General features: G+C 61.6%; 19 protein-coding genes and 1 riboswitch. Of the genes, 9 read left to right on the forward strand and 10 right to left on the reverse strand.

The window, feature by feature from the left end:
- Positions 1-6: 6 nt before the first annotated feature.
- Positions 7-1,107 carry an LLM class flavin-dependent oxidoreductase gene (locus tag AC1Q6C_RS28235; RefSeq protein WP_069147393.1) on the reverse strand — a complete coding sequence of 367 codons (1,101 nt, stop codon included), beginning with the start codon at positions 1,105-1,107 and terminating at the stop codon, positions 7-9.
- A 296-nt stretch (positions 1,108-1,403) separates the two neighbouring features.
- On the opposite strand from AC1Q6C_RS28235, the gene AC1Q6C_RS28240 reads away from it, so the two are divergent.
- Complete coding sequence (locus AC1Q6C_RS28240) at positions 1,404-2,405, forward strand: MBL fold metallo-hydrolase (RefSeq protein WP_070160171.1); 1,002 nt, start codon at positions 1,404-1,406, stop codon at positions 2,403-2,405.
- A gap of 42 nt (positions 2,406-2,447) precedes the next feature.
- On the opposite strand, the gene AC1Q6C_RS28245 is transcribed toward AC1Q6C_RS28240, so the two are convergent.
- Both AC1Q6C_RS28245 and AC1Q6C_RS28250 read right to left on the reverse strand, forming a co-directional pair.
- Complete coding sequence (locus tag AC1Q6C_RS28245; protein WP_003940649.1) at positions 2,448-3,368, reverse strand: universal stress protein; 921 nt, start codon at positions 3,366-3,368, stop codon at positions 2,448-2,450.
- A complete protein-coding gene (locus AC1Q6C_RS28250) occupies positions 3,365-4,810 on the reverse strand; it encodes an amino acid permease (RefSeq protein ID WP_007729264.1) in 1,446 nt (481 codons plus the stop codon). Before AC1Q6C_RS28250 ends, AC1Q6C_RS28245 begins: the two co-directional genes overlap by 4 nt.
- 160 nt (positions 4,811-4,970) lie before the next feature.
- Here AC1Q6C_RS28250 and AC1Q6C_RS28255 point away from each other — a divergent pair, with 160 nt between their 5' ends.
- Complete coding sequence (locus AC1Q6C_RS28255; protein ID WP_209447782.1) at positions 4,971-6,764, forward strand: alanine racemase; 1,794 nt, start codon at positions 4,971-4,973, stop codon at positions 6,762-6,764.
- Positions 6,765-6,795: 31 nt separating this feature from the next.
- On the forward strand, positions 6,796-7,638 hold the full coding sequence (locus AC1Q6C_RS28260) for a hypothetical protein (RefSeq protein WP_230358891.1): 843 nt from the start codon (positions 6,796-6,798) through the stop codon (positions 7,636-7,638).
- Here the strand turns inward: AC1Q6C_RS28260 and AC1Q6C_RS28265 are convergent, their stop codons facing one another.
- On the reverse strand, positions 7,639-8,613 hold the full coding sequence (locus tag AC1Q6C_RS28265) for a TauD/TfdA dioxygenase family protein (protein WP_003940665.1): 975 nt from the start codon (positions 8,611-8,613) through the stop codon (positions 7,639-7,641).
- A 111-nt stretch (positions 8,614-8,724) separates the two neighbouring features.
- Here AC1Q6C_RS28265 and AC1Q6C_RS28270 point away from each other — a divergent pair, with 111 nt between their 5' ends.
- Positions 8,725-9,273, forward strand: coding sequence for a nuclear transport factor 2 family protein (locus AC1Q6C_RS28270; RefSeq protein ID WP_230358892.1), 549 nt, complete (start codon positions 8,725-8,727; stop codon positions 9,271-9,273).
- 3 nt (positions 9,274-9,276) lie between these two features.
- Here AC1Q6C_RS28270 and AC1Q6C_RS28275 read toward each other — a convergent pair whose 3' ends face one another.
- A complete protein-coding gene (locus AC1Q6C_RS28275; protein WP_007729258.1) occupies positions 9,277-9,510 on the reverse strand; it encodes a hypothetical protein in 234 nt (77 codons plus the stop codon).
- Positions 9,511-9,790: 280 nt separating this feature from the next.
- Here AC1Q6C_RS28275 and AC1Q6C_RS28280 point away from each other — a divergent pair, with 280 nt between their 5' ends.
- Positions 9,791-11,284: a stealth family protein gene (locus tag AC1Q6C_RS28280; RefSeq protein ID WP_020970156.1), complete on the forward strand. Its 1,494-nt coding sequence runs from the start codon at positions 9,791-9,793 to the stop codon at positions 11,282-11,284.
- A 51-nt stretch (positions 11,285-11,335) separates the two neighbouring features.
- On the opposite strand, the gene AC1Q6C_RS28285 is transcribed toward AC1Q6C_RS28280, so the two are convergent.
- The 3 genes from AC1Q6C_RS28285 to AC1Q6C_RS28295 all read right to left on the reverse strand — a co-directional run bounded on the left by AC1Q6C_RS28285 (position 11,336) and on the right by AC1Q6C_RS28295 (position 15,150).
- Positions 11,336-12,703: an NtaA/DmoA family FMN-dependent monooxygenase gene (locus AC1Q6C_RS28285; RefSeq protein ID WP_003940653.1), complete on the reverse strand. Its 1,368-nt coding sequence runs from the start codon at positions 12,701-12,703 to the stop codon at positions 11,336-11,338.
- A gap of 20 nt (positions 12,704-12,723) precedes the next feature.
- Entirely contained in the window at positions 12,724-14,070 is a 1,347-nt protein-coding gene (locus tag AC1Q6C_RS28290) for an LLM class flavin-dependent oxidoreductase (RefSeq protein ID WP_209922681.1), read from the reverse strand.
- Positions 14,053-14,166, reverse strand: a riboswitch (SAM riboswitch). (Overlaps the previous gene by 18 nt.)
- Before the next feature lie 78 nt (positions 14,167-14,244).
- Positions 14,245-15,150, reverse strand: a complete 906-nt coding sequence (locus tag AC1Q6C_RS28295) for a phosphodiesterase (protein ID WP_230358893.1) — start codon at positions 15,148-15,150, stop codon at positions 14,245-14,247.
- Between the two features lie 339 nt (positions 15,151-15,489).
- Between AC1Q6C_RS28295 and AC1Q6C_RS28300 the strand changes: the two genes are divergently transcribed.
- Both AC1Q6C_RS28300 and AC1Q6C_RS28305 read left to right on the forward strand, forming a co-directional pair.
- Complete coding sequence (locus AC1Q6C_RS28300; protein ID WP_230358894.1) at positions 15,490-16,863, forward strand: dicarboxylate/amino acid:cation symporter; 1,374 nt, start codon at positions 15,490-15,492, stop codon at positions 16,861-16,863.
- 171 nt (positions 16,864-17,034) lie between these two features.
- A complete protein-coding gene (locus AC1Q6C_RS28305; RefSeq protein ID WP_003940648.1) occupies positions 17,035-17,394 on the forward strand; it encodes an excalibur calcium-binding domain-containing protein in 360 nt (119 codons plus the stop codon).
- A gap of 52 nt (positions 17,395-17,446) precedes the next feature.
- Here the strand turns inward: AC1Q6C_RS28305 and AC1Q6C_RS28310 are convergent, their stop codons facing one another.
- Positions 17,447-18,574, reverse strand: a complete 1,128-nt coding sequence (locus AC1Q6C_RS28310) for an alpha/beta hydrolase (protein ID WP_031333643.1) — start codon at positions 18,572-18,574, stop codon at positions 17,447-17,449.
- A 112-nt stretch (positions 18,575-18,686) separates the two neighbouring features.
- Here AC1Q6C_RS28310 and AC1Q6C_RS28315 point away from each other — a divergent pair, with 112 nt between their 5' ends.
- Both AC1Q6C_RS28315 and AC1Q6C_RS28320 read left to right on the forward strand, forming a co-directional pair.
- Complete coding sequence (locus AC1Q6C_RS28315) at positions 18,687-21,869, forward strand: DEAD/DEAH box helicase (protein ID WP_230358895.1); 3,183 nt, start codon at positions 18,687-18,689, stop codon at positions 21,867-21,869.
- A gap of 113 nt (positions 21,870-21,982) precedes the next feature.
- Positions 21,983-22,558, forward strand: a complete 576-nt coding sequence (locus AC1Q6C_RS28320; RefSeq protein WP_003940660.1) for a TerD family protein — start codon at positions 21,983-21,985, stop codon at positions 22,556-22,558.
- An 81-nt stretch (positions 22,559-22,639) separates the two neighbouring features.
- On the opposite strand, the gene AC1Q6C_RS28325 is transcribed toward AC1Q6C_RS28320, so the two are convergent.
- Complete coding sequence (locus AC1Q6C_RS28325; RefSeq protein ID WP_228401161.1) at positions 22,640-23,929, reverse strand: plasmid pRiA4b ORF-3 family protein; 1,290 nt, start codon at positions 23,927-23,929, stop codon at positions 22,640-22,642.
- Positions 23,930-24,474: the final 545 nt, after the last annotated feature.

Genomic DNA, 24,474 nt, shown 5'->3' on the forward strand with positions numbered 1-24,474 from the left:
CTCCGCTCAGTCGACGGCGGTGAAACCCTTCGCCCGATCTTTGTCGGCCGAGGTCCACAGCGTCGTCGACAGTTCGGCCTTCACCAGCGGGATAACCTCTTCCGCAAATCGGCGCAGGGTGTCCTTCTGCTGCTCGAAGTCGAGCACGTGATTGACCGACACCGATTGGAAATCGTGGCCGTAGCTCTGGTGGTAATCGATGATCTTCTCGGCGACCCGCTCCGAAGACCCGACCAACGCCGGCCCGCGGTCGACGGCTTCCTCGATCGTCCGGAAGCTCGTCGACTTTCCGACCGCTTTGGGGTCGTGCTTGCGTTTGTCAGCTTGCGCAACGGCGCCCTCGTAGATCGGACGGAACTCTTCGATGGCCTGCTCGGTGGTATCGGCGAGGAACAATCCACCCGAACCCGAGCCGACGTACGCCTTGGACGGGTCGTGCCCGTACGCCAGGTACTGCTCGCGGTAGTGGTCGATCAGCACTTTGTAGTTCTCACGAGGCTGGAAGGCGTTGGCGGTGACGATGGGGTCGCCCCACTTCGCCGCCAGTTCGACGGCCTCGAACGAGGTAGCCGATCCATGCCAGATACGGAACGGTCCGTCGTAGGGACGCGGTAACGTCGTCGCGTCCTCGAGCGAAGGCCGGTGCGTTCCCACCCACTTGACGTTTTCCTCGCTGATCAGCAGTTTGAGGAGTTCGTAGTTCTCGGTGAGGTACTCGTACTGCTTGGCGATATCCAACCCGAGGAGCGGGTACTGAAGGACCTCGTTGCCCTTGCCGATCACGATCTCGAGGCGTCCCCGGCTCAGCTGATCGATGGTTCCGAAATCTTCGGCGACTCGAATCGGGTCGAGTAGCGACAGAACGGTGACACCCGTCGAGAGCAGGATTCTGTCTGTGGCCTGCGCAATTGCCCCCAAAACGACGGTTGGCGCCGACGAAAGAACCGGCCCGGCGTGGCGCTCACCCACCGAGAACGAATCGATACCTAGTTCTTCGGCGAGAACCGCCAGTTCGACGACGCGGTTGAGCCGATCGGACGGGGCAACTTCCTCGCCGGTCACTGGATGGGGTGGGTTGAAAATGATGTCCAGAACCTGAAAACGCATGACCCGTCTTTCTCGATAACCGCACAGCGCGCCTGTCCCTCGGAGGCTAGTGCGCGACTCGTCGACGGATCCGCCATCCGAGGACGCGCCCAACGCAACGAACTCGCGAAACACTCTATTCAGCAACATTTTTCGCCTCAATGAGACCATTCAGTCGATAAAACTCTCACCGATCCGAAGTCGACCGAAAACATGCCGAACTCCCGCCAGGCAGGACCTGTGTCACCGACCAATCGAGCGCACGGTAAACATGAAGTACTAAGAGTGCGTTCCCTTATCGTTAAGAGGTACTTGTTATGAACGGTGCGGCAGCCATCGGTGATGGCATATTTCAGATTCCTGTCCCGATCACGGACAACCCGCTCGGCCACACGCTCGTCTACGCCATGGAATCCCCCGGCGGACTGATCTTGGTCGACGCCGGATGGGGTGACGACAACGGCTGGCAGGGCCTAAACGCAGGGCTCGCCGAGATCGGGCATTCGGTGACCGACATCGAGGGCGTCGTGGTCACGCACTTCCATCCGGACCACACTGGACTGTGCGGCCGGGTCCGCGAGGCGTCCGGCGCCTGGATCGCCATGCATGAGGACGACCACTACCTGTTCGATCAGATGTCGACTGCGCGTAACGACGAGTGGATGGCATATCAGCTCGAGAACATGGAACGCGCTGGAGCACCCGCAGCCGACCGCGATGCATTCCGGCTTGCTGCCGCGGGCGAGTCTCCCGTGGGCCCCGAGTCGGCCCCCGACCGCCTTCTCGCGGACGACGAGATCATTGCACTCACCGGCCGTGGCCTCCGCGTTGTCTACACCCCCGGCCACACGCCTGGTCACGTCTGCTTCTACCTCGACGACGCCGACGTCATGTTCACCGGCGACCACGTCCTGCAGAAGACGACACCGCACGTCGGCAACTTCGTGTACCCCCTCGACGAGCGTGACGCCCTCGCCGACTTCCTCGACTCGCTCGCACGAGTGCAGAACATGAACATCACCCGCGGTCTCGGCGCTCACGGCATTCCGATCGACGACGTCGGAGGTCGCGCCGGCGAGCTGATCGAGCACCACCAGGAACGACTCGATCACCTGCTCCAGGAGTTCGCCGACGACAAGCTCACCGTGTGGGACGTCGCGGCAAAGATGAAGTGGTACAAGCCGTGGGCCGAGATCTCCCCGATGGGAAAGACGATGGCGCTCTCCGAGGGCGCAGCTCACCTTCGCCATCTGGTTGCCCGAGAGCAGGTCTCTCAGGTCCCCGGCTCCGAGCCCGCGCTCTTCGCCCGCTCGATCTGAAAGATCAGGGCCGACAAGCACTCCGCTCGTCGGCCCTGATCTCTATTCCGCTTCGGCCTGATCGACTATTCGGGTCGACGCCGATCGCGGGACCACCACCACCGGAACCGGTGAGTACCGCACGATCTTCGCTGCCCGACTGCCGAGGAACACCCGCGCCAGTGGACCTGCCTTGCTCGAGCCGACAGTCAGAACGTCACCTCGGTCCCACTCGACGCCCTCGAGCGCCTCGGCCCAGTTACGACCATGGCTGATAACCGATTCCATGACGTCGGGTATTTCGGGCAGTGCACGCACGCGCTCGAAGGCAGCGTTGGTTTCGCGCTCGACCACCTCGGCCCACTCAGAGATGATCGGTGAATCCCCCTCGGTCCCGAGTGTGGTCGTGTACTGCGCGTTTGCGCGAACTGCAAACGCCGCCAGTCTGAGTCCGGCATCGACACGCGCAGCCACGGTCGCGGCGGCGAGCACCAGATCGTCTTGATCGGGTGTGCCCGAGTATGCGGCGGTGACGCGGCGAACCACCTCACCGGGCTTGGTTCGAAATCCCCTCGGCGCCAGGGCGACCGGAACGTCGGAGCTGTGCAGCAAGCGTGAGGTGACACTGCCGAGAGCCACGTGACCGAACACCCCGGCCGTAGACGAATCCAGGACGATCATCTTGGCTTCGTGCTCGTGAACGAGATCGAGCAGGCCACTCGACGTCGACTGAGCCTCATGCACGACGTAGGTCACGTCGACGTCGGACGGCATGTCTGCCCGCGCTTTGGCCAGTGCCGCTTCGGCTTCGGCTCGCAACTGCTGGTGATATTCGGCGTCGACCCGCGCCATTCCGGGCGGTGGCGGCGAGGGAATCACCGCGCAGATCACCAACGGTTCACCGGACGAGCGCGCCAACAGCGTTGCCAGATGGACGGTTCCGGAACTGTCACCGTCGGGTGCGTATCCCGCGAGCAGCGTCATGACTCGGACTCCGATCCCAACTCGGCGCGGTTCTTCGCACCGAGGCGCGAGTGCTTCATACCGTAGGCGAAGTACCAGATGATCGCGACGGTCACCCAAACGAGGAACACGTAGATCGTGACGGTTCGGAGGTCCTTGATGATCCACAGGCAGCCCAGGATCGAGAGGATCGGTGTCACCGGATAGCCGGGAACTTTGAAGCTGCGCGGCAGGTCCGGGTCACTGCGCCGCAGGATGATGACCCCGACCGAGACCACGAGGAAGGCCACCAGAGTTCCGATGCTGGTCATTTCGGCGAGGAAGTTGATCGGAATGAAACCGGCCAGAATGCTGATGACGACGCAGACGATGATGGTGTTGGGCACCGGCGTCAGAGTCCGCGGGTTCACCTTGTGGAAGATCGACGGAATCATGCCGTCGCGTGACATCGCGAACAGGATGCGGGTCTGACCGTAGATGACCACGAGCGTGACGCTGCAGATCGAGATCACCGCACCGGCGGCCAGAAGTGTTCCCGGCCAGGTAGATCCGGTCACCTGTTCGAGGATGGCGGACAGTCCGGCTTCCTGACCTTCGAACGATGCGGAATCCTGTGCACCGATCGCGACGGCGACAACGGCGATGTAGATCGCGGTGACGGACACAAGTGCAATGAGGATCGCGAGTGGGAGATTGCGACGAGGGTTCTTCACTTCTTCACCGGCGGTGGACACTGCGTCGAGGCCGATATAGGAGAAGAAGATGATTCCGGCGGCGGACATGACGCCGCTGAATCCGAACGGTGCGAAGTCGGCGAAGTGATTGCTGTTCCATCCGGCGATGCCGACCACGATGAAGAGCAGCAGAATCGCGAGTTTGATCGAGACCATGATGGCGTTGGCCTTGGCCGATTCACTGGCGCCGCGGATGAGCAGAACACCGCACAGGCACACCAGGATCACTGCGGGCAGATTGATGATGCCGCCCTGCTCCGGCGCTTGTGACAACGCGTCGGGGATCTGGAACCCGAAGAGGTTGCCAAGCAGCTGGTTCAAGTATTGCGACCATCCGACGGACACCGCCGCGGCCGAGACTCCGTACTCGAGAAGCAGACACGCGCCGACGGCCATGGCCGGAAGCTCTCCGAGCGTCGCGTAAGCGTAGGAATACGACGAGCCCGACGCCGGGACAGCTCCGGCCAACTCCGCGTAACAAATCGCCGTGAGTCCCGCGACGACACCGGCAACAACGAAGGAGATGATCACTGCCGGACCCGCAACCGGGACTGCCTGCGAGAGGACGAAGAAGATGCCGGTGCCGATCGTGGCGCCGATGCCGAACATGGACAACTGCGCCAAACCGATACTGCGGGTCAGCTCGCCGCCGTTGGTATCTGCGCCGGTCTCCTGGTCTATCTGCAAAGCCGGCTTGCGCCGAAGTACGTGTTTGACGAGAGTAGCCATCGACGCTCCTCTAGAGTGCCTGGTAGGAAACTGTTGTATCCTCATACTGCACGTAAGTGTCCTGCGACACAACAGTTGGAGCAAAGTTGCCCAGCTCACGCCAACCGTCCGGTCTCGAATGCCCGGATCGTGAACCGCCTTCGGAGAAAACGGGGAGATCATGACCGGACCGACCATCACCGTCGACCTGCGTCGTATCGAACAGAATGCGCGCGTCCTCGTCGAAGCGTCCAATGCCAAGGGTATTGAGGTGGCGGGCGTCAGCAAATCTACATGTGGCTCCCCCAAGGTGGCGCGAGCAATGGTCCGCGGCGGCGTCGCACAGATCGCCGACTCCCGCCTGGACAACCTGGCCCGCATTCGCCGCGACGGCATCACCGTTCCCCTGATGCTGATCCGCGCACCGTCGCTGAACGAGATCGACGACACGATCCGCTACGCGGACATCAGCCTCAACTCCGAGTTGACGACGATTGCTGCTCTGGGCAGAGCAGCACAAACGCGAGGAGTCGTCCACGACATCGTGCTGATGATCGACCTCGGAGATCTCCGCGAAGGAATCCTGCCGGCGGAGGCGTTGGACGTAGTCGCTGAAATCCTTCCCATCGAGGGCATCAGACTGATCGGAATCGGCGCGAACCTCGCGTGCGTCGGTGGCATCCAGCCGACCGTCGACAACCTGTCGAATCTGGTCTACCTAGCCGACGAAATCACGAAGCGGTTCTCGATCGAACTGCCGATCGTTTCCGGCGGCAATACGTTCTCGCTGCCACTACTCGAGACGGGCACGATGCCCGAGGGGATCAACCATCTGCGTTTGGGCGCCAGCATTGTTCTGGCCGAATCACCTACTCCCCCCGGACTGTACGAACTGCTGAACAACGATGCCTTCACTCTCACCGCGGACATCATCGAGGCCAAGGTCAAGCCGTCGCGGCCGTATGGAGTCTCAGGCGAAGACGCATTCGGCCGACGCCCCGTCTTCGACAACGAGGACAAGCCGAGCCGACGCCTGATCTTGTCCATCGGCCGCGAAGACATCTCGCCGGAAGGCTTGACCCCGATCGATCCGCGCCTGAAGGTGATCAGCGCCAGTAGCGATCACCTCCTCGTCGACGCCGGAGAAACAGGTGACGAATACCGACTGGGTGGCACCGTCGACTTCACGATCGATTACGGCGCGCTCTTGATGGCGATGACATCGCCCTACGTCGAAAAGCGATACGTTCTGGGCACCGAACCGATCGATGCCAATGCGACCGTCGAATTGATCGACCTCGAAACTACCGGCCTGGCAAGCCATCTCCTCGATCACGGTCTACGTGAGGACATGTCCGGAATCGGTTTCGACTGCATTCAAGCAGAGAATGCCGCTGCGGATCTCACAACGCTGCCGCTGTGGCTCACTGCCGAAGCCTGGCAGAACACCAGAATTCCGATCGCCACCGAACCTGGAACCGATTTGGGTGCAATCATTTTCGCTTCACACGGTGACATCGAACAATTGCTGTCGTCGGCGGCGGATCTGCACGGCCCCAGTTTGGAGAACACCGTCTTGGTGGGCGTCAAGAACGCCACGGTCGATCACAAGCGCGCACTCGACGAGTACGGGGTATTGCTGGTGACGATCGACGAGATCGATCGCCATGGCATGGCGGCCTTGATGCCTCGCGTCCTCGCCGCGGCGGGCCAGGGTGTGAACGGCGTCCACGTCCATTTCGACATGGACATCATCGACGGACGTGTTCTCGGAGTCGACGACACGACACATCTGGGCGGCCTCACATTCCGAGAAGCGCACCTCGCCGCCGAATTCATCAGCGAGACCGGCCTGACGAGATCGATTTCGATCGGCAGCGTCGCGGCAGCGGATTCCGATCCCCTCGGACGGCAAGCGACCTTCGTGGACGGACTGGTTGCATCGCTGCTCGGGCGCAAGGTGGTCAAAGCCTGACGCTGTCGGCAGCCCTTGCGAGAATCGTCCGATGATCACGCGGAGCTCCGGTCAGCACGTATTCATCGCACTCGGCACGCCATGGATCGATGCCGTGGTCGCGTTTCTCGAACCCCGAGCCCGTGTCGATCCCTGGATCATGCACGGAAAGATGGCCATCGGTGACCTGCTGGTCACGGTTCTCGATACCACTCCTCGCACGCTGCTCTGCATCGAGACCGTGGCTGCGCCCTTCGACGGCACGTCGCCGATGGAAGTCGATGAACGCCCGTACGAACTCCACGGTTTGCCCACCGTTCCAGAACTCGAACAACGATGGTCCATCACGTTTCCCACGGATCCTGGGCCGGTCGACGACGCACTGGCCGACCGGATTCTCACGGCCGGCCAGTCACACTATGCGCACTACTTCGGCGACATCGACACGCTGGATCCGACGTCCACAGCTGCCCACTCCCGAACGTTGATGAACGAGCGGGGCAACTGCACAGGTTGCAGCTCACCGATGCCGTTGCGAAAGTTCAACAGCAGCGATCGCCTTCACTTTCATTCCGCATCACGGATCTTCAGGCAGGCTGAACCTGGTGACGACTACCCAGCCGTCCTGTGCCGCAAGTGCACCGGAAGGATGGCCACGTCTGGGCACACCAACTTCATCGACTACATGCTGGCGAAGAATCCGTCGTGCCCACTCTGCGGTGCACACAGAACCGCTCAGTGTGCACCGGGGATGCCGGTCCATCCGTTCGATCACCTACCGTGGCTCGCCGTAACTGGCTGCGTCGTGGGACCGGACACCCCGGAATGGACGTGCCGAGCGTGCAGTCACTCATGGGGACAGATGTTCCCGCCGGATCACCCGCAGCACGACTGATCAGTTCGCGGCGAAGCCGGGAAGCCGATCGATGTCCGCGATGATCGAATACTCCGCGGCGTCACCCTGGAGGATTCGACTCTGCTCGCCGTGGACGTCGACGGGGACGTCGCCGGCCAATGTCACTCGGTGCACACTGCGCGCCTGAGTCCCGTAGTCGGCGATACCGTAATGTTGAGTCGCCTGGTTGTCCCAGATCGCCAGGTCGCCGGCCGACCAGTTCCATCGAACAGTGTTTTCCAACTTGATGATTCGTGCCTGCAGGATCTGGTAAAGAGCTACCGACTCCGACGGTTTGAGCCCGACGAACTCCTTGAAGAAGTGACCGAGCAGGAGGGTCTTCTCCCCCGTCGCCGGATGGATACGCACCACCGGATGTTCGGTCTCGTAGATCTCACGGGTGAATTCGGCGTAGTAGGCCTGGCGCTGCGCGTCTACCGGGTTCGCCTGATCGACAACCTCGGCATAGTCGTAGGCATTGGTGTGAACGGCCCGCAAATTCTCGACCAAGACCTTGAGTGAAGACGGCAGTTGGTCGTACGCGGCGGTGGTCGACGCCCACGTGGTCGCTCCGCCGTACTCGGGAATGGTCGTCGCTCGCAGAATCGAGGCTTTCGGGATGCGGTCGACAAACGTCACGTCCGTGTGCCAACTGTTGGCGGCTCGGTCGAGCACCAACAGCTTGTCGCCCCTGGACTTCACCGTCGGATGCGGGGTGGTCTGGGTGCCGAGGGTTCCGGCGAATTCGTACTGCGACGTGTCGTCGAGATGATGCTGCCCACGGAAGAACACAACCTTGTGCGCTGCCAGCGCATAGTTGATCGCGTAGGCGGTCTCTTCGGACAGATCCCCCGAGAGGTGTACGCCGTCGATGCGGGCGCCGATCAGCTCACCGACCTTGTGGACAGTGATTCCGCCGGCAGCGTAGATCTGCTCCGGGGTCTGGGTGACACGTTCGAGTTCGGTGACGGACATGGCGATCTCCTGTGAGTCGGTCAAGCCTACGGGCGCGGCAGTCGTCATGGCGCTGCCTACTGTGAACACTCAATCATTTACGCTGCGGGCTCGAATACGGTTGAACTCGAGGTGATCTCAAAGTTCGCCGCTCCCTCGCCGGAGAATATTGCCGCTCACTGGGACGAGGCCGTCGTCGTTGTCGTCATGAGCTGTAGCGTGCGATCTGCCGCACCCACGTCTACGGAGGACAGCATGCAACCCGAGGGCCCTGCCGAACAGATTCGTTCAACGCTCGCTCGCATCGCGCATCTTGCCGATACCGGCTCGGTCGAGGATTACGTGGAGCAGTTCACTCGCGAGGCCGAATGGAACATGCCGGCCAACCCCGATCGCGGTATCCCCGCACAGGTACGACGTGGCCGCGAAGAAATTGCTGCTGGAGTAGTCGAGCGTCGAGCCGCCGGCATACAAGGCCCGGGCACATTCACACGCCACGTCACCACGGCGATCGCCGTGGACGTGACCTCGGAAACGACAGCCCGCGCGGATGCGGTGTGGACGTTCTACGTCGACACAGCCACGTCGCCCGAACTCAGCGGCGTCGGGAGCTACGCGGACGAGTTCGAACTCGAAGACGGGCGGTGGCGACTGTCGCGACGAGTGATCTCGCGCGGCTGACGGTCAGTCTTCTTCGCCGGTGATCGCCTCACACCAGTCTTCGACCTGATCGATCCCCTCTTCCGTCCATTCCGGGCTCATGTCTTCGAGTGCATCGAAGACAACCTCGCAGGTCAGCATCTCCGGTGAACCCTCCGACCCCGCTGCCTCGGTTCGCTCCGCAGACGCTGTCGCAACTGGGCCGGCGGCCAGCGCAACCGCCATCGCGCCTGTTCCGACCATCGCTTTCACACGCATCGGTTCTCCTCCTTCACTCTCGCTTCGGTCCTCGGGGTACCCGACTCGCCCCGCGCTACCCATCCCCGTCACTCATGTCCGACTTTCGGCGCCGACGGCATAGACTGAGCTCGTCGCCACCACGCTCTCGCAGCGTCGGGGGCGACAGATACACAGCTGGATCAGAATCGGAAGGCATCCCATTACAGAATCTCCCGCTCCGCACGACATCTACTTCGTACCTCCGGAGCAGGACAGCCCCAATCCTGTGGAGCCGGCGTCGGCCGCGTCACGCGCACGGATGGGCGAGCTACCCGAGACCGTCCGATTCAAGAATCGTTTTGCCCTCGCGATCACGACCACCACGCCGCTCGAAGCGATGGTCGAAGATCTCCTCTTCATCCGCGACATCCTCGACGCCGCAGGAATCGAGTATCTACTCGTCCGCGGAAACGACGAGCGCCCGGTCATCGCGGTCAGCTGGACGGAACGCAAGAACCTGCGGCAGGCACTTGTCGAGGGATGCGCAAACGCACCCTTCTATTCCAAAACCGTCGACGCGAAGAAGAGTCCAGCGCTCCTTGTCGCGGACGGTGCCCTGTCGAAAACCAACAAGTCACGGATCTTCCGCTTGTTCCGTCCGAGGGTTCACGTCGCAAGCGGTATGAACTACGGCGCGAACATCGGCGTTCAGATCGAATTGTGGTCGATTTCCGACGAAGAAATCGTCCTACCCGTCGAGAACTCACTGACACGACGAACCGTCCTCCCCGAAGAAGCTGTCCGAGGAACCGTCGAGCGATTCGGCCGGATCTGGCCGACCATCGAGAACATGTTCGCCGATCATGCCTCCGATATCAGCTTCGATATCGATCTTGTCTTTTCCTGGGTCGACGGTTCTTCCAAAGAGTTTCAGGCTCAGCGCGCCAAGCGCATGCAGAACTACATCGTCGGCGAGGGCGACGAATCAGAAGCGCGCTTCCGTCAGATCGACGAGCTCAAATACGCACTTAGATCTATCCACATGTACGCGCCGTGGATCCGGCGGATCTTCGTCGCAACCGATTCCGATCGTCCGGACTGGCTTGCCGACGATCCGCGAGTCACGTTCATGCCCAGCGAAAAGTTCTTCGCCGATCCAAGTGTGTTGCCCACCCACAATTCTCAAGCTGTCGAGTGCCAGCTGCACCATATTCCGGGTCTGGCAGAGCATTTCCTCTACTCCAATGACGACATGTTCTTCGGTCGCCCCGTCGGCCCTGACATGTTCTTCTCCCCCGGTGGGATCAGCATGTTCATCGAGGCCGACACCAGAATCGGATTGGGACACAACGACAACGACCGCAGCGGGTTCGAGAATGCGGCCCGCGTCAACCGCCGTCTGCTGCAGGACCGCTTCGGTCTGATGACCACCAGACATCTGGAGCACGCAGCGACGCCACTACGCAAGAGCGTGATGGCCGAGATGGAACGCGAGTTCGCCGAAGACTTCGCGGCCACTGCAGCAAGCACCTTCCGCGCGAGTTCCAATATCTCGGTGACCAATTCGCTGTACCACTACTACACGCTCATGAGTGGACGGTCGGTGGTGCAGAAGTCCGCCGCCGTCAAATACGTCGACACGACGGTCAAGGCCGGTTTGCGCGACATGGACTCACTGCTCGCCAAGCGCTCCATGGACTTCTTCTGCCTCAACGACGGCAGCGCTCCAGAGATCGATCTGGAACTTCGGACACGCAAGATCACGGAGTTCCTGGAGAGCTACTACCCCATCCCGGCGCCCTGGGAAGCCTAGACGAAACAAGGGCCCAGCCGATTTCGGCTGGGCCCTTGCTACTTCGGTCGATCAGCGTGCTGTCACATGCTCCCGTTGCACCGGAATGGGCAGACCGAGATTGTCACGCAACGTCGTTCCTTCGTAGTCACTGCGGAGAACACCTCGATCCTGCAGCAGCGGCACCACGTCGTCGACGAACTCGTCGAGGCCGGTCGGCACAAGGTGCGACCCGAGGATGAACCCATCCGAACCGTCGTTGCTGACAAACGAATCTATTTTCTCGGCAACCTGCTGCGGTGTACCGACGATCGGTCCACGCTCGAACTGATCGATCACCACTTCGCGCAGATTCAACTTCTTGCTCTCCGCTACCGCGCGCAGTTTTGCGACGGTCGCGAAACGATCTTGGTGAATGAAGGCGCGGCCCTGGATGATCGGCGGAGCCTCGGGATCCGGAGCGATATCGGGTAGTGGTCCTTCGGGGTCGTACTTCGACAGATCGAGATTCCAGATCTGTTCGAGCAGAACCAAAGCGGTCTGGCCGGTGACCTGCTGGTCGCGAATCTCTCGGTACTTCTCGATCGCATCTGCCTCCGAGGTGCCGAGAACAAAACTCGCCGACGGCAGGATCTTGATGTCACCCGGGTCACGTCCGGCCGCAACGGCACGTGCTTTGATATCGCGATAGAAATCGGCCGCCTCGGGCAACTGACCGTACGGTGAGAAGATCGCGTCGGCATTGCCGGCAGCAAAATCGCGCCCCTGCGGCGACACCCCGGCCTGCAGAATAACCGGGCGCCCTTGCGGGCTACGCGGCACTGTGAATCGGCCGTTCACATCGAAATGCGATCCATGAAAAGCGAATTCACCGGCATCCGGTCGCGCGAGAAAACGCCCTGATGCCTTGTCGGCCACGATGTCGTCGCTTCGCCACGAATCCCAGAGTTGACGCACCAGCGCTACGGTCTCCTCCGCACGCTCGTATCGTTGCGCACGATCCAGGTATCCGCCGCGACGAAAGTTCTGGCCGGTGAATGCGTCGAACGAGGTGACGACGTTCCAGGCGGCACGTCCTCCGGACAACTGATCGAGCGTCGCGAATTGTCTTGCCAGCTCGTAAGGCTCGTTGAACGTGGCGTTGATGGTGCCGGCCAATCCGAGGTGTTCGGTTACTGCCGCCAACGATGCAAGGACCGTGAAGGTGTCCGGCCTACCGATGATGTCTTGGTCGAAAATCTGTCCCGCACGCTCACGAAGGGCGAGGCCTTCGGCGAGGAAGAAGAAGTCGAATTTCCCACGCTCGGCGGTTCGAGCGGTGTGCTCGAAAGAATCGAACTCGATCTGGCTGCCCGCCTGCGGATCCCACCATGCAGTGTGATGGTTGACGCCGCCGAGGTAGGCACCCAGGATGACCTGCTTACGCTTCTGAGAACTCATGAGAATCTATTCCTCGTCTGTCAGGCGGCCGGAGTGCCGGCGGCGTAGCGGTTGGGAACGTCGATGGGTAGACCAAGGAGTCCGCGAAGATTCGTCTGCGGATATTCGGTGCGGAATACGTTGCGTCGCTGCAATTCAGGCACCAGCTCACCTGCGATCGCGTCGAGGTCGTCCACGACGACGCCCGGCCGCAACCGGAAGCCGTCGATTCCCAACTGCTGCCACCGGAGCAGAAGATCTGCCAACTCAGCCGCGGTGCCGGTGAAGGTCAGCGCGTCCGAACGGTATTCGGCGCCGGCCTGCGCGTCGAGGCGAGCGAGCCGTTCCTTTCCGGTTTCTTCCGGAGCATCGAAGAATACGACGATGTCGGTGAAGACCCGAAGCGGTTCGCCGGTGCGCTGCACGTGTTCTTCGGCTGCTCGCACTTCACCCAGGATTGCCGTGACCTGCTCGTCGTCGAACGGCGTCACGAACACCAGATCGGCCGTCCGCGCCGCCAGCTCGTACGCGACCCGCTGATGAGCCAATGCGGTGACGACGGGATGCCCCTGCGGCGGGCGCGGAGTCACCGACGGTCCACGGACCGAGAGGTACTTTCCCTCGAAGTCGATGTAGTGCAGCTTGTCCCGGTCGATGAATCGGCGCTGCTCCACATCACGGATCTCGGCGTCGTCCTCCCAACTGTCCCAGAGTCTCCGGACGACGTCGGCTGCCTCCGCAGCTTCGTCGAACAGCGCGCGCACGAAGTCCGGGAGGATGCCTGAAACGATCGACTGACGGTCGGCATCGGTGAGCGCTGGGATGTCGCGGCGCCCGAACTGTGCTGCCTCGGATTCCGACGCCGAAACCTTCACCTGCCATCCGGCGCGACCGCGCGAGGTGTAGTCCAGCGTGGCAACGGCTTTGGACACGTGAAACGGCTCGGTGTGAATGGTGGTGATGGTCGGGATCAAGCCGATGTTGCTCGTGATCGGTGCCAGTCGGGCGGCCACGAGATGTGCGTCGAGCCGAGCGCGCACCCGATCAACCGCGTCGTCGACGGGTTCGAGTGGGTTGGCCGGCACCGAGAGACTGTCCTCGATGGTGACGAAATCGAGCAGACCACGCTCGGCGGTCGTCACCACGTCAGTCCAATACGACGCGCTGAACAGCTCACTCGGGCGCGAGTGCGGCTCTCGCCAGGCTGCAGGGTGCCAACCGGCACCGTCCAGCGCTACGGCGAGATGCAACGGAGCAAGATGAGAGGAGGGGGTGGAGGTCATCGACGCATACTCCTGTTCGAGAACTACTCGGGAGCGCACAGTGCCGACCGCAGAAACCGTCAGCACCCGACTGACGGTTCTCGTGGCGACTGCCGCTTGCGACACGCACCGCGCGTATCGCCAGGTGTGATTCCGGGGCACCCCATCGGCATGAAGGGTTGCCGTCCAGCTAGCCGGTCCTTGTTGCTGGAGCTCTGCACCTACCTCGACGGTAGTGAGTACGCGACAGCCCGGCAATCACCCAGAACTGCGCGTGGGTGCCGGAAACCGCCTGCGGCCTCAGATGATCGAGCGTGCCGCCTTTTCGCTCTCGAGGATTCGAATGCCGGCAGCACTGAGCCTCCGAGCACCCTCGGCCGCGTCGACGGGCTCACCGACCGTCACGTGCGCACCGAGTGGAACGACCGAATGAACAATTGTCTCGTCGTACACGTGCACCAGATTGCACCCCTGAGCCCCGTCACGACCACGCTGACCACCGACTTCCACGTTCAAGTCCTGGGTGTAACACGTCGACGACGCCACGGAAACCGGAATGCCGGCGAACGTCGCCGTCGTCGAATAGTGCAGGTGCCCGGCAAGAATCGCCCGGACGTCGCTGCCACGCAAGACATCCGCCAACCGGGACTGATCGCGCAACTCCACCAGAACCGCGAGATCCTGAATGCACGGAACAGGCGGATGATGCAGCGCCAGAATTGTTCCGTCGGGCGCCGGCACCGCCAATTCTGCTCGTAGCCAATCCAATTGGCCATCCGTTATCTCACCGTAGTGATGCCCGGGAACCGACGAATCCAGGGTGATCACCCGCAGTCCGTCAAGGTCGTAGACGTTGTCGACGGGATGATCGGTGGCGTCCTCGCCCAACAGCAGAGATCTGAACGTAGGGCGGTCGTCGTGGTTGCCCATCGCCCAGACGACCTGCGCATCGATCTCGGCTGCCACGGGTTCCACGATGGCTTTCAATTCCGCGTATGCGTCGGGGTGTCCCTGGTCGGTCAGGTCGCCGGTGAATATCAGTGCATCCGGGCGTGCGCCCGAGGCCACGATCCCGCTGAGCACTTCCCGCAATCTCGTCGACGCATCCACGGCGTCGTACAACTCCCCCTGAGCCACCAGATGCGTGTCACTGAGGTGCACCAGGAAATGCTTCGGACGCGGGTACTCGGCATTCCGAACGCTCATCGGTCTCTCGCTTCCGCTTGCCGACGCGTAGGCGCCGGTGCGGCACCTACTGATCGTCGAGACTAGTCAACCGACCAACAGTGACTGATCGGGGCACGCCCGACGAACACGAAGCGAACTCCCGCGGCGACCCTCGGGATCGAGTAGTTGAAGCTGCGAGTAGTGTGTGGACAGTGTTGTTCCTGACCAGTCGGCGTTACGTCGACCTTCGCCTGCAGGCGAGCGCAATGTGTACGCGCTCGCTCTGACCTGACGCGTACCAGGAAACATTTCTTCGAATCTGCCCGGCCTCTGGTGCCGCGCTGCGTTTCGCTCCCTTGATTTTCGAAAGGCATAGTCATGCCCAGCTCCACCTCCACCGGCGTGCCGGAAAAGTCCACGTCCCGTTTTCCGTCCTGGGCGACGGCATTCGGACCGCAGATCGTCGCCGGTCTCGTACTCGGTGTCATCATCGGTCTCGTCGCCCGGGCAATGCCTGATGCGGCCGACGGCAACGTCAACTGGTTGGTCGGCACCGTGCAGACCATCGGCTCGAGTTACGTCAAGCTGCTCACCGTTGCGGTGATCCCGCTGCTGTTCACCGCCATTGTCAGCTCCATCGCCAACCTGCGCCAGGTCGCCAATGCAGCTCGCCTGGCCGTGCAGACCTTGCTCTGGTTCGCGATCACCGCTTTCATTGCTGTGATCATCGGCATCATCGTCGGCCTGATCACCGATCCCGGTTCACGGACCGACGTCGCCGCCGAAGCAGCGAAGGAACCCAAGAGCTCCGGCTCGTGGTGGGCGTTCATCACCGGACTGGTTCCGAACAACTTCCTGGGGCTGGGCGCAAAGACTTCCGTCGCAGAGGGAGTAGCAACCACATCCCTGAGCTTCAACGTCCTGCAGCTGCTCGTCATCGCCGGCGCAATCGGTATCGCGGCGCTGAAGATCGGCCCCAAGGCTGCTCCGTTCCTCGAGTTCAACGCGTCACTGCTCGCGATCGTCCAGAAGGTCCTGTGGTGGATCATTCGCCTTGCCCCGATCGGTACGGCCGCGCTGATCGCCAACGCTGTCGCCACCTACGGCTGGGATGCAATCGGCTCGCTGGGCGTCTTCACCGCCGCCATCTACATCGGTCTGGCCATCGTCTTCTTCGTGGTCTACCCCATCCTGATTGCCGCACACGGCCTCTCGGTTCGAAGCTTCTTCTCCGGCGTCTGGCCTGCGACTCAGCTCGGATTCGTCTCGCGCTCGTCGATCGGCACTCTGCCTCTGACCGAACGCGTCACCGAACGCAACCTCGGTGTTCCGCGTGAGTACGCCTCATTCGCCGTTCCGCTCGGCGCCACCACGAAGATGGACGGTTGCGCCGCAATCTATCCCGCGATCGCGGCGATTTTCGTCGCAGGCTTCTACGACGTTCCGTTGACCTTCACCGACTACCTGTTGATCGTCGTCGTCTCGGTCATCGGCTCAGCGGCAACGGCCGGAACCACCGGTGCGACAGTCATGCTCACACTCACACTCTCCACCCTTGGTCTTCCCCTGGCCGGCGTCGGACTGCTCCTCGCAGTCGAACCGATCGTCGACATGGGCCGTACCGCAGTCAACGTCACCGGCCAGGCACTGGTCCCGGTCATCGTCGCAAAGCGTGAGGGAATCCTCGACAAGGAGCGCTTCGACGCTCCCCGCAACGGTGATCCCTTCGCCGAGGAACTTGTCGACGCGTAACCCTCGATGACTACAGCAGCGTCCCCGCACCTGAGCAATACGGTGCGGGACGCTGCTTTTCACCCCAGATTTCACCCTTGCCGAAATAAACCATTTGGTCGTTATGACCAGTATGCTCAGCCGGCACAGCCCTCAGAAGTGGAAGGGCTGCCCAGTTGAACACGAGGTCACATGAAGCTCCGCCGTCTGGCATTCAGCGTCGCAGGTTGCGCCGCAATCACTCTGGTTGCCGCGCCCGCCGCTCAGGCATCCACGGTTTTCGATTTCCTACCGATCGAGATCGCACGCATGATTCCGACTGGCTCTGCCGACGCAGTCCAGCCGTTCCTTCCCCCGGTCTTCGCACCGCCGGCGCCGCCCGCTCCGCAAGCGCCCCAGAACCAGCCGGCGCCGCAGAACACTCCCGCACCAGCGCGGTACTACCAGAACTGCACAGCCGTTCGTAATGCCGGCGCAGCTCCGTTGTACCGGGGCCAGAACGGATACGCCCCGCATCTCGACCGCGACAACGACGGCATCGCCTGCGAGTGATCCAACGCTCGGGTTGTGGTGCATCCACAACCCGAGCACTGTTGTCGAACCGTCAGACGCCCAATGCCCGGGACAGAGTCGGCCACGCCTTCGGCAGTCGTTCACGCCAATACGCCCACGCGTGCGTGCCGTTCGGCTCGTAATCCACCTGCGCCGGAATCTTCAGCTCCTGCAACCGCGCGTCGAACATCTTGGTGCAGGCGTGGGCGGCAACCTCGATGCCGCCGCCGATCACCAGACGCTCGAGCAGTTCAGGAGTCTGCAGCGTCTCGTCAGATCCGGGACGACCGTTTGCCGTCGACACGTAGATTTCCTTGCCACGCAACTTCTCTGCGTTGATCAACGAATCGTGTGCCTCCCACTCCGGGCCCCCTGGCACACCCCAGATGTTGGCCGGATCTCCGCTTCGAGAAGAAATCGTGGCCTGGACGGCAGTTCGGCCGAGCGGATCCATCGTGGAATAACAGCCGCTGAACACGGCAACGCCGCGATACATGTCCGGAAAGCGTTGGGCGAGCATCATTGCACCCATCGCGCCCATGGAATTGCCGGCAATCGCGTTGATTCCGTTGGTCTCGAGTCGCGCGTCGATCAGCGGTGGCAACTCCTCGGTGATGAAGGTTTCCCACTTGTGCAGTCCCAGCCGCGGATCCGGATTCTCCCAGTCCGAGTACAGGCTCGCGATTCCGCCATTGAGCATCACGACGTTGACGTTCTTGTCGGCGAAGAACGCCGGGGCGCCGCCGATCGTCATCCATCCGCTGCTTTTCTCTCCGGCGTCGACACCCTCGAGCATGTACAGCGCTGGGCGCGGAACCGAATTGTCAGCGGGTAGCAAAATCTCGACGCCGACCTCGCGTCGAAGTGCGGGCGACGCCACCGTCAGCCTGATCGCTTGTGGTGCGGTCACCTTCTCGCCGACGATGGCCGGGACGACGATGTCGTCGCGCAGGTCCGGTTTGGGGCCCGGATCCTCCTGAAGTGGTCCCGGGATCGTCGACCCCGAGCTCACGCTTCCCTCGACGCTGCCCAGACTTCCCGAGCTTCCCGAACTACCCGAGCTTCCGGAACTCGGCGCTGCCGTCGACAGTCCGCCCAATTGCAAAGAAAGTGCACAGACGGCCAAACACACCGCACCTGTGCGCGCAGATCGAATCCACGCACGCCGCTCAGTCCTCATGAAACTCCCAAACCAGTCAAAGATGTTTCCGTGAACATACCGTGCAGTTCGGACTTTCTTGGACAAACGACCACGACAAGATCTGTCGGTCGCCGCTACTAGGCTGGCCCCCGTGCAACCGGATTCAGTCAGGGCCCTCGACCTCGACCGAATTCGCGCTGTCGTGGGCACAACCACCTACGACCGCGGACTTGTCTACCTGCGGGAGAATGCAGTCGAATCCATCGGATGGAACGACACCGCTGACATCTTGACCGGCGCTGTATCGGGAACTGCGCGAGAGCCGTACACCTGCACGATTTCGGTAAGTCGCGGCGCGGCCGGTACAGCAACGTTCACGCGTGGCCTCTGCACGTGTCCCGTGCGGATGAACTGCAAGCACGTAGTCGCGTTGGTGCTCGCAGCGGTTGCCGAGGCGAACAAGACTCCACAACACCTCGGATGGGACAGCTCGCTCGAGGAGTTGCTCCGACCAGACCTGGCCGGCCGCACTACACGTGGACTTGGCATTCAATTCACCACCCGAACCAAGGGCGCATCGACAAGGCTCATCATCAAACCCGTACAACCAGGAGCGAGAGGGTGGATCTCCGGCGGGCTCGCCTGGAACAAACTCGGAAGCACTTTTCAGTTCCCCGCAGATCACCTCCGGGTTCTACGCGACATACATCTCCTCCACAGCGCCGGCAACTACTACCGAAATCAAAATGCCGCGGAAATCGATCTTGCCGGGTTCGCGAGCCCGCAACTCTGGTCGCTTCTTCGTGAGGCCATCAGCGTCGGCGTTTCACTCGTTCACTCGAAAGCCGGCCTCGGCAACATCTCCCTACTCTACGACGCCAACATCTGCCTCGACGTCCACGGAGCGGAAGACAACAACCTCCGTCTCACTCCCCGAATTCAGACCGATGGGCACATCGTGACTCATTCCGACTGGGGACTGGTCGGCACGCCGGCACATGGCGTCTTCGCGCTCGACGCCGCCAACGCGATCACTCTCGCACCACTGCACACGCCGATAACTCACCAATTGAGGCAGTTGATCGACTCCGGAAAATCGGTCGACATACCCGCCGAGCATCGGGATGCATTCACGTCGCGGTTCGTGTTCAAACTCGGAAACCTCGCTCCCGTCATATCTTCCGACGGTGCTTACAACCCACCGACTGTGTCCGGTCCTCGGCTACAACTGATGGCCACTTACGCGGACAACCACCGCATCGACATCGAATCGGCATGGAAGTACACCGTCGATGCCGACGAACTGATCATTTCTACCGCAGACACAACCACCGACGAGTCCGAGATCCGCAACCACGTTGCCGAAGATGCCATTGCCAAGAGCCTCGGTGCGGCCGCGGCGAAGGCCACTCTCGCGGGAACTTTGACCGGCCTCGATTCCATGCAGTTCACACTCGACCTCCTGCCCCAACTCGAAGCGCACGACGCCATCGACCTCAAGGTTGCAGGAACCCCTGCCGACTACCGGCCTGCAGACGACGCTGTCGTGATCGGCCTCAGCACATCAGCCCCCGACGGGGACAGCGGATCCGACTGGTTCGACCTCGATGTCACCGTCGATGTTGCGGGACAAAGCGTTCCGTTCACAACACTGTTCTCTGCTCTGAGCAAGGGCGAGACTCACATACTGCTACCGGACGGCGCCTTCTTTCGGCTCGACGCACCTGAACTACTCGGCCTGCACCGTCTCATCACCGAAGCGCGGTCGCTACTCGATCGGCCTACCGGCAAACTCGGGATCAGCAAATTTCAGGCCGGACTGTGGGAAGAATTGACGGCGCTCGGAAGAGTCGAACATCAAGCAGCAGCATGGAAGAAGCAGATCGCAGGATTGCTCGGCAGTTCGGGCATCGATCCGGTCGAAGTCCCGGACACGTTGACGGCAACGCTACGTCCCTATCAGGTCGACGGATTCCGTTGGCTCAATTTCCTGCGCCAGCACAGCTTGGGCGGCATACTCGCCGACGACATGGGCCTGGGCAAGACACTGCAGACCCTCGCAATGATCTGCGCTGCAAGGCAATCGAATCCAGCCGCGCCTCCCTTTCTGATCGTCGCACCCACCAGCGTCGTATCCAACTGGAAGTCCGAAGTGGCGAAGTTCGCACCGACCCTCCACACCGCTGTCATCACGGACACGCTGCGCCGCAGAAAAACCGATCTGGCCGCACTCGTCGACGGGGCGGACATCGTCGTGACGTCGTACGCCCTCTTCCGCCTCGACACCGATGCGTATTCCGCGGGCCGCTGGTCCGGACTGGTACTCGACGAAGCCCAATTCGCCAAGAACCACAAGTCCAAGGTCCACCAGTGCGCGAGGGCGGTGAACGCACCGTTCAAACTCGCGATCACCGGAACACCCATGGAGAACAATCTCATGGAGTTGTGGTCGCTGCTCGCGATCACTGCACCGGGACTGTTTCCCAGCCCCACCACCTTCACCGATTTCTACCGCACTCCCATCGAAAAAGACGGTGATGCAGAACGATTGGCGCAACTGCGACGACGCGTCAAACCGCTGATGGTGCGGCGCACCAAGGAACAGGTGGCTGCGGACTTGCCGCCCAAGCAGGAGCAGGTACTCGAGATCGAGTTGCATCCGAGCCATCGCGCGATATACGACACCCACCTGCAACGCGAACGGCAGAAGATTCTCGGACTGCTCGACGACGTCGACAAGAACCGATTCACGATCCTGCAATCGCTGACGCTGCTACGCCAACTCAGTCTCGACGTCTCGCTGGTCGACGAGGAAAGCGGACCCGTCCCATCGGCCAAGGTCGACGCTCTCGTCGAGCAATTGGACGACGTCATTGCCGGCGGACACCGTGCGTTGATCTTCAGCCAATTCACCGGGTTCCTCGGTTCTGTCCGCAACCGACTCGACGAGGAAAGAATTCCGTACAGCTATCTCGACGGTTCGACGCGCAATCGCGGTGAAGTGTTGGAGGAGTTCAAGTCTGGTGCAGTCCCCGTCTTCCTGATCAGCCTCAAGGCTGGTGGCTTCGGCCTCAATCTCACCGAGGCCGACTACTGCTTCATTCTCGACCCCTGGTGGAACCCGGCCGCCGAGGCACAAGCGGTCGACCGTACTCACCGCATCGGGCAGACACGAAACGTCATGGTCTACCGCCTCATTGCCAAAGACACCATCGAAGAGAAGGTCATGGCGCTCAAAGCCAAGAAGTCGGCATTGTTCTCGAATGTCATGGACGCCGAAGGCACACTGGGCACCGGACTCGACGCCGAGGATCTTCGCGCGCTGTTCGAGTGAGGTGCCTATTCGGTCGAACCGCACCTACCCGCTCACGGTAATGTGAGTCGCGAACGGACAACACAGAACTCCCGAACGAAGAAATCCACTTCGTTCGAACGAGAGGAACCTGAATGGGCGTCACACTTGCCAAGGGCGGCAACGTATCTCTGTCGAAGGCCGCACCCAATCTGACCAAGGTCGCAGTCGGTCTCGGCTGGGATGCACGCAGCACCAGTGGTGCCGACTTCGACCTCGACGCCAGCGCGTTGGTCACCGGCCCGGAACGCAAGGTCCTTTCCGACCTTCACTTCGTCTTCTACAACAACCTTCGCTCGCCCGACGGATCCATCGAGCACACCGGCGACAACCTCACCGGTGAAGGTGACGGCGACGACGAGGTCATCAACGTCGACCTCCCGGCTGTACCGCCCAACGTCACCAACATCTTCTTCCCCGTCTCGATTCACGACGCCGATGCGCGACTCCAGTCCTTCGGACAGGTCACCAACGCCTACATCCGCGTCGTAGATCTGTCGAACGGCTCCGAACTGGCACGCTACGACCTCTCCGAAGATGCATCCACCGAGACAGCCATGCTTTTCGGTGAGCTCTACCGCCACAATGGCGAATGGAAGTTCCGTGCAGTCGGACAGGGATACGCATCCGGACTCGCCGGAATCGCCCGCGACTACGGCGTGAACATCTGATCTCTATCGGTACACGAAACGGGATTCGATTCGGCATTGCCGGATCGAACCCCGTTTCGGTTGTCTGCGTCGACGCGCGAGTTAACGCCGCAAGATCGCCCTCGCGAGGTGAACAGCCCAGGGCGAGTCCGCTTTGCTGCCGAACTTCCCCAGCTCGTACCCCGTAGCGCCGATCAATCCGAGCACCTCTACGGTGCTCCCTGACGTGTCACGTCTGGGAGTCTGAGCCCCAGCCATCAGGATGCTCGACGACCGAATCGACTCCAGCGCTCCCGCGACGAAACGATGACGATCCGCCGGCGACATGCCGGCGGCTACGGCAAGGAGGACAAGGAGTTCCACCGCTCTCTGCGAGCCGCCGGGCGCAACCGGAACTCCCTCGACGATCACCGACCACGTCATTGACGCGTCCCGCTCTGCCGACTGTCCCCGCTTCGTCAGTACAATCTGCCCTTTGTGCTTTCGCACCAGGCCGAACTTCTTGAGCACTGCGAAGAGTGATCGCCCTTGTGGAAGGTTTACAGGTCCCAGTTCAGGTTCGTCGAGCATCGCGTCGACCGTCGTGAAGAAATCATCGGCACCGATCCCTTCGACACCGATCAGAGCCAGAACCGCTTGAATGCGTTGGCCCGCCTCGACGTGGACCAACTCCCCGATTGCCGACTGATCGTCAATGCCTGCTCGGGCTAGGACCGCGTGCAGTTCCGGGACTCGCGAGGGTCCCAGGCATTCGACGAGCTTCGCAATGTCGTACGACGCAGCGATCTCGTCCGGTCTAGGACTATGCAGTCGATTATTGACCTCAGCGATCTCGAATCGTGTCGGCTCGAAATCAGTTTGTGGCCATTCGAGGGTCCATTCATGGGAGCGCAGCTTCTCCGAAGCGAGAACACCGAGGAGCTGCTCGTACTCGTCAGGTCCGACGCATTCCTCCGGCGGACAAGCACCGCGACCCGCGGCACACACAACTTGGAACCCTTCGGGCAGTACTTCGGAAGATTCAAGTGTCAGCGTGTGGCGCCAGTTCCCGAAGCGTCCGTAGCGATAACTGATTTCATCGCCAGGCGAGACCATGACCTCGTCCAGGCGTACCGCGGACTCTACGATCGCCGCTCGGCCGGCCCGACGCTGCTCTGCGTTGCTCCCGGAAGCTACGTACTCTTCGACCTCGCCGGGAAATCGGCTGCCGGACTTGGACCACGCGTGCGATTGACGGTCACTCCACCCCATTGCCCGTTGAACCACCGAATGCAGGTCATCCAGATTCAGATCCGACGCGACGAGGATTCGTCGCCAGATCTGAGTGGAAACATTGTCGACACTGATACGTATCGCGTATTGCGCCGGTACCGCGCGCCTCTTCGAACGCAACGATCGCGCAATCTGAATGCCCCCACGCCCTCCGCCAGCTTCTAGTACAAACCTTTGCAGTTCTTCAGGTTCCGTCGGAACGAGTCGCAAATGCGACACCCTCGAGCTGCTCAACCCCACCATGAGACTCAGCCTAGGCCAAAGTGCTAGGGACGAAGGCACAAAATCGGAGAGTACTTCGGACTTATGAGACGGTTCACAACCTATACCTTGGCTAACAAGTCGCTACGTGCGTCGGCGACGGCATCTTCCTGGCCCAATCCCTGCCCTGATGGTGTGAGCGTACCGTTCCCCTCGCCCAAGAGGGTGAGCGTGTCGTTCACTCGATCCCGGACGGGGTGGTGAGTCGGCGGCGTGCCCGCCCCTTTGATCGTGCGAACGGTGCGTTGGGTCGATCTGAGGCGACGAAAGTGCCGTTCGCTCGAAGTCGGGGGTGCCGGCGGGGGTGCTTTCGGGTGTTGGCGGGGTGGGGTGTTTTGGGTACGAGAAAGCCCCCCAACCATCACTGGTTGGGGGGCTTCTCTAATGTGTGTTCGGCGGTGTCC

It is taken from the genome of Rhodococcus sp. MT28 (assembly GCF_058792695.1).